General features: G+C 62.0%; 13 protein-coding genes. 6 read left to right on the top strand and 7 right to left on the bottom strand.

Going from position 1 to position 11,485, the window contains the following annotated elements:
* Together BM116_RS18140 and BM116_RS18135 are read right to left on the bottom strand one after the other, a co-directional pair.
* A partial coding sequence (locus BM116_RS18140) for a transposase (RefSeq protein WP_139222378.1) occupies window positions 1-244 on the bottom strand: 244 nt, incomplete at its 3' end.
* A 118-nt stretch (window positions 245-362) separates the two neighbouring features.
* Window positions 363-1,886, bottom strand: a complete 1,524-nt coding sequence (locus BM116_RS18135; RefSeq protein WP_083729274.1) for a fumarate hydratase — start codon at window positions 1,884-1,886, stop codon at window positions 363-365.
* Between the two features lie 286 nt (window positions 1,887-2,172).
* On the opposite strand from BM116_RS18135, the gene BM116_RS18130 reads away from it, so the two are divergent.
* The 3 genes from BM116_RS18130 to BM116_RS18120 all read left to right on the top strand — a co-directional run bounded on the left by BM116_RS18130 (window position 2,173) and on the right by BM116_RS18120 (window position 5,092).
* Window positions 2,173-3,300 carry a GGDEF domain-containing protein gene (locus BM116_RS18130; RefSeq protein WP_083729272.1) on the top strand — a complete coding sequence of 376 codons (1,128 nt, stop codon included), beginning with the start codon at window positions 2,173-2,175 and terminating at the stop codon, window positions 3,298-3,300.
* Window positions 3,293-4,222, top strand: a complete 930-nt coding sequence (locus BM116_RS18125) for a 2Fe-2S iron-sulfur cluster-binding protein (RefSeq protein ID WP_169847324.1) — start codon at window positions 3,293-3,295, stop codon at window positions 4,220-4,222. The genes BM116_RS18130 and BM116_RS18125 overlap by 8 nt, the downstream gene beginning before the upstream one ends.
* A gap of 105 nt (window positions 4,223-4,327) precedes the next feature.
* Window positions 4,328-5,092 (top strand): enoyl-CoA hydratase, encoded by a 765-nt coding sequence (locus BM116_RS18120; RefSeq protein ID WP_083729268.1) that lies wholly within the window; start codon window positions 4,328-4,330, stop codon window positions 5,090-5,092.
* Window positions 5,093-5,170: 78 nt separating this feature from the next.
* Here the strand turns inward: BM116_RS18120 and BM116_RS18115 are convergent, their stop codons facing one another.
* Window positions 5,171-6,331, bottom strand: a complete 1,161-nt coding sequence (locus BM116_RS18115; protein ID WP_083729266.1) for a phospholipase D-like domain-containing protein — start codon at window positions 6,329-6,331, stop codon at window positions 5,171-5,173.
* A 50-nt stretch (window positions 6,332-6,381) separates the two neighbouring features.
* Window positions 6,382-7,167 (bottom strand): oxygen-binding di-iron domain-containing protein, encoded by a 786-nt coding sequence (locus BM116_RS18110; protein ID WP_083729264.1) that lies wholly within the window; start codon window positions 7,165-7,167, stop codon window positions 6,382-6,384.
* A gap of 177 nt (window positions 7,168-7,344) precedes the next feature.
* On the opposite strand from BM116_RS18110, the gene BM116_RS18105 reads away from it, so the two are divergent.
* Both BM116_RS18105 and BM116_RS18100 read left to right on the top strand, forming a co-directional pair.
* Window positions 7,345-8,097, top strand: coding sequence for a GNAT family N-acetyltransferase (locus BM116_RS18105; RefSeq protein WP_083729262.1), 753 nt, complete (start codon window positions 7,345-7,347; stop codon window positions 8,095-8,097).
* A gap of 2 nt (window positions 8,098-8,099) precedes the next feature.
* Complete coding sequence (locus BM116_RS18100; protein WP_083729260.1) at window positions 8,100-8,906, top strand: lysophospholipid acyltransferase family protein; 807 nt, start codon at window positions 8,100-8,102, stop codon at window positions 8,904-8,906.
* Here the strand turns inward: BM116_RS18100 and BM116_RS18095 are convergent.
* Window positions 8,840-9,475 (bottom strand): acyl carrier protein phosphodiesterase, encoded by a 636-nt coding sequence (locus BM116_RS18095; protein WP_083729258.1) that lies wholly within the window; start codon window positions 9,473-9,475, stop codon window positions 8,840-8,842. The two genes, BM116_RS18100 and BM116_RS18095, sit on opposite strands and share 67 nt — an antisense overlap.
* The gene (locus BM116_RS18090; protein ID WP_139057034.1) at window positions 9,475-10,365 is read right to left on the bottom strand and encodes a coiled-coil domain-containing protein; all 891 of its coding nucleotides are present in this window, start codon (window positions 10,363-10,365) and stop codon (window positions 9,475-9,477) included. The genes BM116_RS18095 and BM116_RS18090 overlap by 1 nt, the downstream gene beginning before the upstream one ends.
* Window positions 10,366-10,575: 210 nt before the next feature.
* Between BM116_RS18090 and BM116_RS18085 the strand changes: the two genes are divergently transcribed.
* Window positions 10,576-10,944 carry a hypothetical protein gene (locus BM116_RS18085; protein WP_083729254.1) on the top strand — a complete coding sequence of 123 codons (369 nt, stop codon included), beginning with the start codon at window positions 10,576-10,578 and terminating at the stop codon, window positions 10,942-10,944.
* Window positions 10,945-11,281: 337 nt separating this feature from the next.
* Here BM116_RS18085 and BM116_RS18080 read toward each other — a convergent pair.
* A partial coding sequence (locus tag BM116_RS18080) for a transposase (protein WP_139222377.1) occupies window positions 11,282-11,485 on the bottom strand: 204 nt, incomplete at its 5' end.

The following is an 11,485-nucleotide window of genomic DNA, read 5'->3' as shown; positions in this document are numbered from 1 at the left end:
CGCGCATTAACTGTCGTTCGCTGCGCACGCCGAACAGGTAGCCAATAAACAGCATCTTGAACAGAGTGACCGGGTCAATCGCCGGGCGACCGTTGTCAGCACAATACAGGTGCTGGGTGGCAGGACGAATGAACTCGAAATCAATGTGCTGGGCGATCTTGCGCAGCAGATGGTCAGCTGGCACCAGTTCTTCGAGGGTGACCATCTCCAGCGCGTGTTGTTTGGGTGAAGGGGGTTTGAGCATCGGGTTGGCCTGCGATAAACGACAACCCATTAAACAAAAGCCCCCGCCTTTCGGCTAGGGGCTTTGTCAGCAGTCTGAGCCCCGCTCGGCGGGGCTCTTTCTTAATACGGCGAAGCGCTTACTCCACTTCAACCGCCAGGCTTTCGGCAATCTTCTTCTGCCAGATCTGCGGGCCTGTGATGTGCGCAGACTCACCGGTGGTGTCCACCGCCACGGTGACCGGCATATCCTTGACCTCGAACTCGTAGATCGCTTCCATGCCCAGTTCCGGGAAGGCCAGTACGTCGGCTTTCTTGATTGCCTGAGCAACCAGGTACGCCGCACCGCCTACGGCCATCAGATACACCGCTTTGTGATCCTTGATTGCCTCGATGGCGATCGGGCCACGCTCGGACTTGCCGATCATGCCCAGCAGGCCGGTCTGGTCAAGGATCTGACGGGTGAACTTGTCCATACGGGTTGCCGTAGTCGGGCCAGCCGGTCCAACGACCTCGTCACGGACCGGATCAACCGGGCCCACGTAATAGATGAAGCGGCCTTTCAGATCAACCGGCAGTTGCTCACCCTTGTTGAGCATGTCGACCATGCGCTTGTGCGCAGCATCACGGCCGGTCAGCATCTTGCCGGACAGCAGTACGGTTTCACCGCTCTTCCAGCTCAGCACGTCTTCCGGCGTCACGGTGTCCAGGTTGACGCGGCGAACGCTGGAGCCCACTTCCCAGGTGATTTCCGGGTAGGCATCCATCGGCGGCGCTTCCAGCACTGCCGGGCCGCTGCCGTCGAGCACGAAGTGCGCGTGACGGGTAGCAGCGCAGTTGGGGATCATGCAGACCGGCAGGCTGGCTGCGTGGGTCGGGTAATCCTTGATCTTGACGTCGAGCACGGTAGTCAGACCACCCAGACCCTGAGCGCCAATGCCCAGTGCGTTGACCTTGTCCATGATCTCCAGACGCAGCTCTTCGACCCGGTTCTGCGGGCCACGGGCACGCAGTTCGTGGATGTCGATGGAGTCCATCAGCGATTCTTTGGCCAGCACCGCGGCCTTCTCGGCGGTTCCGCCGATGCCGATACCGAGCATGCCCGGCGGGCACCAACCAGCGCCCATGGTCGGGACAGTCTTGATCACCCAGTCGACGATGGAGTCGGACGGGTTGAGCATGACCATCTTGGACTTGTTCTCGGATCCGCCGCCCTTGGCCGCAACGTCGATCTCGACCTTGTCGCCCGGGACGATCTGGTAGTGGATCACAGCCGGCGTGTTGTCCTTGGTGTTGGCACGCTTGCCAGCCGGATCGGCCAGAATGGAGGCGCGCAGCACGTTCTCCGGCAGGTTGTAGGCACGGCGAACGCCTTCGTTGATCATGTCGTCCAGGCTCATGGTGGCGCCATCCCAGCGCACGTCCATGCCCACGCGGGCAAACACGGTAACGATACCGGTGTCCTGACAGATCGGACGGTGGCCGGTGGCGCACATGCGCGAGTTGATCAGGATCTGCGCCATGGCATCACGGGCAGCCTGCGACTCTTCGCGCTGATAGGCCTCGTGCACAGCCTGAATGAAGTCCACCGGGTGGTAGTAGGAAATGTACTGCAACGCGTCGGCGACGCTCTGGATCAGATCGTCTTGCTTGATAACGGCCATCTCGGACAGCTCCTCTGCATTGTGGCTGCTGGCGGCACGGGGAGCGCCAAACCAGACTCACGGGGTGGGGCCGCCGACTCTGCAGGTCAACTGGCCCAAAAAAGCGCGCACAAGTATACCTGAGCGGGGTGCGCTGGACAGCGCCATCTGGCGATTTAGCCAAGATACGGCCGGATTCGGGTGTGGGCCTTGATCACATTTGCTGCACTCAACATGAAAAGCGGTTGCAAAAAGGCGCATAATCGATAAATTGACGTCATAATGCCATCATTCGGAGACACATGGAGTGAGTGAGGCGATCGATTCCAAGACAGCCAAGTTTCAGGCATTAAGGCTGCAACGCTTCTACCTGGCCCAGGTAAATTATCTGATTACCTATCTGGTGATCAGCGTCGCCTGGGCTGTTGGCCACTATCAGGGCTCAGCCTGGTTGATGCTCAGCCATATCCTGCTTGGCGTCGGCACCCAGTTGGTGTTCCTGCTGCTGATTCGCAGCAACTGGAACCTCAGGCTGAAAGACCCCAGCATGACCAACGCCCAGATTGTCGTGGCCATGCTGCTGATAACCTACCTGCTGGCGTTTGCCGGGCCGCTGCGCGGCACCCTCATCATGATCTACGCCAACATCCTGGTGTTTGGCATATTCCAGCTCTCGCGGCGTGCCTTTCATATTCACTCCGGCCTGGCGTTGGTGCTGTTCGGCCTGCTGATCACCCTTGAGCACTACCTCAAACCTGGCGCACGCAGCTTCACTCTGAGCCTGGTCGAGTGGTTTGTGTTGGCCTGCTTCCTGTTCTGCCTGAGCCTGACGGGCAGCTACATACGCGAGCTGCGCGAACGCCTACAGCAGCGTCACAACACCCTGCAAGCCCATCAGGAAACCCTGCGCGGCATGATGGGACAGCTACAGAACCTGGCCACCACCGATGCGCTGACCGGGCTAGCCAACCGCCGTCACTTTCTCAACGAGGCCCAGCGTCGTATGACCCTGATGCGGCCCAGCCAGCAGTTGGGAATCGCGCTGATAGACCTGGATCACTTCAAGCGTATCAACGATCTGTACGGCCATGCCGCCGGCGACGAGGTGCTGCAGGGCTTCGCCAACCTGGCTCGCAACAGTCTGCGCGACGGCGACCTGGTTGCCCGCTTTGGCGGCGAAGAGTTTGTCATCCTGCTCGGCAACAGCAATCCCGAAGCCCTGTTCAACTGCATTGAGCGTTTGCGCATCGCCTTTGCCGCCCTCGACTTTGACTCCTTGCCCGAGGGGGTTCACTGTACCCTCTCGGCCGGCCTCGCCAGCATCTGTCCAGAGGATGACCTGGAGGTCTGCTTGAACGATGCCGATCAGGCGCTATACCAGGCCAAGGACGCCGGCCGCAATCGCTGCGAACTTCACCAACCCAGCTATGTTTGAGATACACATCGCCGACCGCTGCCTTGATGCTCCGGCCGGCAGCAATCTACTGGACCAGTTGCTTCAGGCAGGGCTACCGATCAGCTACTCCTGCCGCAGCGGGCATTGTCAGAGCTGCCTGATCAAGGCCGAGCCCGGCACTTTGCCAGACGCGGCCCGGGCTCCGCTGCCTGCGCCGATGCAGGCCGAAGGCTGGCTGCTGGCCTGCCAATGCCCAGTCGAGCAAGATCTGCACCTGCGCCTGTACGACCCGGCCAGCGACGGCCTGCCTGCGCAGATTGAGGAGCTGACCCAACTCGCAGCCGGCGTCCTGCGGCTGCGGCTGCGCCCTGCCAGGCCACTGCGCTTTCACCCCGGTCAGCACCTGGTCATCTGGCTACCCTGCGGTACGGCAAGGACCTTCTCCATCGCCAGCCAAACCGACAGCCCGACACTCGAGTTTCACCTGCAGCAGCACGCGGGCGGCCAGTTCGGTCAGCGCCTGCTGCAAATGGGTGTTGGCGGGCAATGCCACCTGGGCAACGCCAGCGGGCACCTGCATTACCAACCGGACTGGCAGGACCGCCCGCTCCTGCTGCTGGCCCGCGGCACCGGCCTGGCTCCACTACAGGCCATTGCCCGGGATGCCCTGCAGCAAGGACATACCGCTGGCATCACCCTGTGGCACTGGCAGCGCGGTGATGAGCCCTGCTACCTGAAAGACGAGCTCGAAGCGCTGGCCCAGAGCCACCCCAGCATGCAACTGCAGCTGCGCCAGCAGCAACACTTTGAGAGCGATGTGCGCAGCTTGCGCGCCCCCTCCCGCCGCGCCCTGGCCCTGCTCTGTGGCTCCAGCGCATTCGTTGAGCAACTGGGCAAACCGCTGTTCATGGCCGGACTGGGGCGGGCACAGGTTTTGGATGAGGTGTTCACCAGGCGCTGAATCCGGGCCTGTTATGCTGCCCCATTCAACAGGCCATGCTTTGCTGCGGCACCCCGCCAGACGTGCGAGCATGCTGAGCGAATAACAACAGACACTGGAGTGACCGTGAGCGATCATCTGCTGATTGAACGTAGCCAGGGCGTACTGACCCTGACCCTCAACCGCGCCGACAAGAAGAACGCACTGACCCGCGAGATGTATGGCGACATGGGCGATGCCATCGCTGCTGCCGAGAGCGACCAGAGCATCCGCGCCATCATCATCCAGGGTAGCGCGGACTGCTTTACCAGCGGCAACGATGTCAGCGACTTCATCAAGAATGAGCGCACCGGTACTGACAGCCCGGTCTACCGTTTTCTCAAGGCCGTGTGCCATGCCAGCAAACCGCTGATCGCCGCGGTCAACGGCCCCGCCGTTGGCATTGGCACCACCATGCTGCTGCATTGCGACCTGATTTATGTGGCGCAGAATGCGCGCCTGAAAATGCCCTTCGTCAATCTGGGCCTGTGCCCGGAGGCTGGCTCCAGCTTCCTGCTGCCGCGCCTGCTGGGCCACCCACGCGCCGCCGAACTGCTGTTGCTGGGCGAAGAAATCAGCGGCACACGGGCCTGCGAAATCGGCCTGGCCAATCAGGCGTTGCCTGCAGGCCAAGCGGTACTGGATGCCGCGCGCGCTGCAGCCCTGCGCATTGCCGAGCTGCCGCCCAGCTCAGTCCAGTTGACCAAGCGACTGATCCGCAGCGGCGTCAGCCGCACTGCTGACGAAGTCATGGAGACCGAGGGCGATCACTTCGCGAAGCTGCTGAGCGGAGCGGAGGCCAAAGAGGCACTTACCGCCTTCATGGAAAAGCGTAAACCGGTCTTCAACTGAGCCAGCCTCACCTGCTCTGAGCTCTCGCCCGCACCCAGCGTTTCGGTGCAGGCGAGGCGGTCCGGCTGACACCCTTGATCAGCGCGGAATACCGAAAATCCACATCACCCAGCGGTTGATCTGCCCCCAGAAGCGAATCTTGAAGCGGTGCGAGCGGGGCAGCTCCTTCCATTCAGCCAACGTCCACAAATGGCTTTGCTCAAAGTCGTTCTCGAAGCTATCGGCCACCGCCGCCGCCAGCTCGGAGTCCACGGCCTGCTGATTGGCCTCAAGGTTCCAGTGCAACGTCCAGTGATCAAAGTTGCAAGAGCCCAGTGACACCCAGTCGTCTACCAGGGCCGTTTTCAGGTGGGTAAAGCGTGGCTGATACTCGTAGATTTTTACGCCGGCCTTGAGCAGACGCGTGTAATAGCGCTGACCGGCGTAACGCACCGGTGGGTGGTCAATAGTCATGCCGCATAGCAGCAGCCGCACATCAACGCCGCGCCGCGCCGCGCGAGACAAGGCCCAGCGAATCCGCCGCGACGGCAAGAAGTAAGGGGTAGCCAACCAGACCCGCCGTTCTGAACGCTTGACCGCCGCCAGCAGTGAGGCCACCACCTCTTTCTGCTCCCTGGCGCCGATGTAGGCAACCCGACCCTGGCCATCTTTACCTTCCGGTAACGGCGGCACCTGGCCACGACGCACTGCAGCCAAGCCTGGCCTGGCTCGCTCCTCAACGCGCTCCCATTCGTATTCGAATAACGTTATCCAGTCCTCTACCACCGGGCCTTCGACCTCCAGCATCTGCTCATGCCAGCGGGCCGTACCGGTCTGCGGATCGGGCTGGCAGAACTCATCGGTGATACCCGTGCCGCCCACCAGCACAAGCCTGCGATCAATCACAAACAGCTTGCGATGATCGCGGTGAAACAGGCGCGAGCCGCTAAGTAGCCGGGGCGGGTTGTAGAAGCGCAAAACCACCCCGCCCTGCTCAAGCTCCTTACGCTCGCTCGCCCGGAGGCCGTCAGTGCCGACACCGTCGAGCAAACAACGCACCTGCACGCCGCGCTCACGAGCGGCCAGCAATGCGTCGATCCACTGTCGGGTACTGCGCCCGGACTCCACCAGGTACAGCTCGATATCAATGCTTTTTTGCGCCTGTTCGAAACACGACAACATGTGCGGGAAGAACGACTCGCCATCCACGCGCAACGTGAAGCGATTGCCCCCACGCCAGGGGTAAACCGGTGCCTGCATAATCTGTCCTTAGGCTCCACCACCCCTTGCATCACCAGAGGCGGCCGCCGTTACACCGGAATGCGGTAATCCTCCTGCGTCAGCAGGTCCAGCCCGCACTCCAGCTCGCTGATCCAATCCAGGAAGGCATTGATGGTCTCGGCGTCGGCAAAGGGGCTGCCGTGCTGGGGCACAATCATTTTCGGCTGCAGCCGGCGGACCATGTTCGCCCACAGGCGACAGGCCTTGTTGCCGGCCATATAGCGCCGATGAAAACCTTCCATACTGCTCTTGTGAGCAGCAAAGTCGGTCACCGGTTCCGCATCATCAACCATGGATGCGCCCATATCGCCAGAAAACAGGATGCCGCTGATCGGATCATAGAAGTGCAGATTGCCCACCGAGTGGAGAAAATGCGCGGGCAGGACCTTGATCCGGGTCTGCCCCAGCGGAATGTCCATGCCCCGGTCCGGCACCGCAATCATGCGGTCAGTGGTGCTCAGCCCGGTGTGCTTGGTCAGAAAGCCAGCGCTCAGGTGCGGCAGAAAACGCGCCCACAACTTGGAGCACACCACCCGACACCCGGTGTGCAGGAACCACTTGTCAAGCGAGGCAATGATGTCCGGGTCCTGGTGCGAGGCAAACACATAGGTCAGCTCGCGCAGGGGAATGTGCCGACTGACGGCCATCGACAGGGGGGTATAGGTCAGGTCACCGCCCGGATCGAGCAGCGCGTGCTGATCGTGGTCGATGATCAAAAACTGGTTTGACTGCACACCGTCGCCGCTGACCAACTGGTCAAAGCAGAGCACCTTGTGCACGCCGTTATCAAACAAAACTCTGGGTGAATTCGCCATTACTGCCACCTCGACGCAGGAAATACTGGCTTTATAGACGATTACGCGCCGAGGGCCACTGACATGCATCAACGAAGGCGACGTCACAGGATCGTCACGCCAGATTCACGTACCTGACACCGCAACGCCATAGGCTCAGCCTGAACAACAGCAGCTGATGCCCAGATGGAGGTGTCCATGACCCAAGCAGCTTTCGCCCTCGAAGAATCCGGCAACCGTCACCTGACCGTAGAACTGGCGAGCGACGCCGCCACGCTTCAAGCGGCACAGGCCTTGCGCTATCAGGTATTTGGACAGGAGTGCGGCGCCCAGCTGCACAGCACCGAGCCCGGGCTGGATCAGGATCACTATGACCTGCACTGCGAACACCTGATCGTGCGCGATCACCGTAGCGGTCAGGTAGTGGCCACCACCCGCATCCTCGATAGCAGCCGCGCCGGCGCTGCCGGTGGCTTCTACAGCGAGAGCGAGTTCCAGCTGGTGGGTCTGGCCGACCTGCGCGGCGACATCATGGAGATCGGCCGCACCTGCGTCCACGCCGACTACCGCAACGGCGCGACCATCTCGGTGCTCTGGTCAGGCCTGGCGCAACTGATGAACGAGCGTCAGTACGGCTACCTGATGGGATGCGCCAGCATCGACATGAATGACGGCGGCATACAGGCGCACGCCATCATGCAGCGCCTGCGCGGACGCTACCTGAACCGCGACTATCTCAACGCGATCCCGCGCCTGCCACTGCCCGAGCGCACCCTGCCGGACAACGTGACCGCGCAGTTGCCGCCACTGCTCAAGGCCTACATGCGCCTGGGCGCCAAAGTCTGCGGCGAGCCCTGCTGGGATCCGGAATTCAACTGCGCCGACGTCTTCATTCTGCTGCGCCGCGAGCAGCTGTGCCCGCGCTACGCCCGGCACTTCAAGGCCAGCTGAGCATGGCGGATCGTCTGGTAAGCACGCCTCGGCGGGTAGCACGTCTTGTCGCCGTGATTGGCTGGATCAGTTGCGGGCTGTTGCTGGTCTGCTGGGTGCAGCTGATGCAGCGACTGCAACCCGCTGCGGTCGATCGGCAACGCCAAAAGCTGACGCGCTGGTGGATGCGCAACCTGATTCGCATTTTGCCGCTACAGGTTCGCGTGACGGGCGCGCCGCCCGCGCAGACCGCCCTGTGGGTAAGCAACCACATTTCCTGGCTGGATATTGTGGTGCTGGGCGCACAAGCCCCGGTGCACTTTCTGTCCAAGGCCGAGGTGCGCGACTGGCCCGTCATCGGCTGGCTTGCCGGCGCAGCCGGGACGTGCTTCATTCAGCGCGGCCAAGGCACATCCAGCACCGTGCAGGACCAACTGACCGACGTGCTGGCAGCAGATCGCAGCCTGGTGATATTTGCCGAAGGCACGACCACTGCCGGCGACAAGGTACGCACCTTTCATGGTCGCCTGCTGGCGGCAGCCATCGAGGCGCAGGTACCCACCCAGCCCATCGCAGTCGCTTACCGCCATGCGGGCGAGCGCGATACCTTTGCCCCCTTTATCGATGACGACGAGTTCTCTGGGCACCTGTGGCGCCTGCTGAGTTCACGGGATATCGATGTGGAGATTCACTTCCTGCCGGTTCTCGACAGCACAGCGATGAACCGCAACCAGCTGGCGCGCAGCGCGCATGCCGCCGTTGCTCAGGCGCTAGGGTTGGACGGCGGCAAATCGAGCAGTGAGTCAGCCGAGGTCAAGGCCGCAGCCTGAGCCTCGGCAAAGCGCTGCAGCTCGGGCATAAAGGCGAGAAAGTCGCTTTCAAAACCATGGTAGGCGGCTTCCAGCTCGGCAACCCCGCCCGGCATGGCTGTTTCGCGGCGAAAGCGGCGGGCCATGTTGTCGACCGCCCTGTGCAGGTGCTTCAGCTCGGCGTAACTGCCCAGCCAATCCTGCTCACTCATGTAGCTCACCACCGTCCAGGCACGCTCGGGCATCAATGCCCGCTGGGCCCGCAACTGGCAATAAACATCCCGACTGAAATCATCAAGCGGCCGATCGGTGAAGCTTGCCCAGTGGCGTGCCAGCAGGTGGTCGTAGAACATGTCGACCAGAATGCCGGCGAAACGCCGGCGTTCCAGGCTGATGCGCGCCTTGCTCTGCAGCACCAGCGGATGCGCATCGGTGTAACTGTCGATGCGCCTATGCAGCCAGACCCCGCCGCGTACGGCTTCTGGCAGGTCGAGCTGGTGCACCGGGCCCTTGACGAAGTCGCCCAGCATGCTGCCCAGCGCCTGCTCAGCCGAGGCCGAGCCCAGCAGCAGGTGCGCAAGAAAGTTCATCAGTTACCTTCAACCCGGCTGTGCAGTGCGCTCAGCTGGCTTTGCAGGGTGCTCAGGCTGCGGTTGGTTTGCAGACGGAAGTTGTCGATCGCCTGCAAGGCCTGATCGGTTGCCGCCAGACGCTGATCCAGCTCGCTGCGCAGCACCAGCATGGCCTGATCAACCTCGGCGGAGGAATCCTTGCCCTCCAAGGCCTTCAGCGCCTGCTGTTGGGCTGCCAACTGCTCGCTCTGCTGCCCCAGCTGCAACTCCAGTGCCGCCAGTCCGGCCAGCTCGCCCCGCACCTGCTCCAGTGCCTGCTCCGCCTCAGCGACCTGCCTCTGCAACGCCGCCAGTTGCTCGGCGCGCGTCTGCGCCTCTATCAGCTGTTGCTCGCTATCATCGCGCAGGGTCTGCAACGCCTGTTGCTGCGCCACCAGTTGCTCGCCACGGCGCACACCGGCCTGCTGCACCTGTTCGAGCACCTGCTGCTGTTCAGTCTGGCGCTTGTTCAAGGCGGCCAACTGCTCTTTCAGACGCGTCACCTCGGCCTGACGGGCCTGTTCGGCGGCACCGAAGCTGTCCTGACTGGCCGACACCTGGCCGGTAATATCCTGAATCCGCCCGGACGCCTCCTCGCTGATGCGGGCAAAGCTGTTCTGCGTCGAGACCAGTTGCTGACGCAACGCACTCTGCTGCTGGTGAGTCCAATATCCCAACCCCAACAGGGCCAGACTCAAGGCCGCGCACAATGCCCACAACGCGCCGCTGCCGCCGGCGCTGGGGCGCGATGGCGGCTCGGCCCGCAGCTCACCGACTGTCCGAGTGGTCTGACCGTCGGCGGCGCTTTCCGAGGACCGCTCCCGCGTTGCACTGATGCTCGGCAGTTCGCCCAATTCTGGCTCTTTCATTGCTCTACCCTACCCACGTGAACAAACTCAAACCCTTGCGCCAGAGCGGTGCAAGCCTGCACCAGCAAGCTGCACGCCAATCACCTGACGCCACTTCGATGACCCCGCAAGGCCGCATTTTCCGCGCAGAACTGTGTATTGGTACACATTCTGCTTGCCGATATCCCGCTTGGCTATAACACCTTCTCATTGCCAATGACCTACGGGGGTATGAACATGATCGCAGAGGCACAGTTCAACCGCGCCACTCTCGACTGCATGACAGCGCTGCGCCGTCAGCTCAAGCGCTCGCTCGGCGTCACCGTCCGTCTGGGTGATCCGGATGCGGTCGAACACATGATTGACCTCAGCCGTGACAGCCAGCTGCAAGAGATTCGCGAGCTGGGGACACGTCTGGCTGACCTGGTGCAGGCGCCCGACCCGGTCGCCCAGCCATCGCCACTGGCCCAGGGTGCGATCGCCTCCAGACAGTTCTCGCACCGCCAGGAGAACATCGCCCGCCTCGAAGCGGACACCGACCAGGGCAGCGCGCCTTCAGGTAGCGTACGCATCTACCGCGGCCAGGTAATTCGCGGCTGAGAGAACCGAACGCGACAACGACAGGCTAACGCCACACCATCTTTGGCACCACACAAGCGTGCAGGCGTCGTTAACTTCCCTGGCACAAATCCGCTGACGCCATTACTCTGACTGCTCCCCAGGTTTCAGGAGCATATGCATGTCTCAATGGATGATCTACGGCGCCAACGGCTACACCGGCACCCTGCTAGGGATGGTCTGAAGTAGTTGTGTATTTCTGGCTGACTTCAGCCCCTGCCGATTTTAAAAGCGGCAAATCGATCAAAAACGCTCAGATCACCCGCTTATTTCTGTGTTTTTAGCCGCCGCGAGCACCTCGCGGCAGCCATTTTCCACATTACAGGCGCACCTCTCCTGCATTCGCCAGTAAATGTCGGCGCGCCATCCACAGGTTCGACAGAGCGAACAGTGTCACCAGTTGCGCCGTGTTTTTGGCCAAGCCGCGAAAGCGCACCTTGGTGTAACCGAACTGGCGCTTGATTACCCGGAACGGATGCTCGACCTTGGCGCGCACCTGAGCCTTGGCCTTTTCAATCTTGCG

Source organism: Halopseudomonas pachastrellae (assembly GCF_900114765.1).
GTDB lineage: Bacteria > Pseudomonadota > Gammaproteobacteria > Pseudomonadales > Pseudomonadaceae > Halopseudomonas > Halopseudomonas pachastrellae.
Note: the sequence above shows the minus strand (reverse complement) of the source record. Positions and strands in the feature narration are given on the sequence as shown.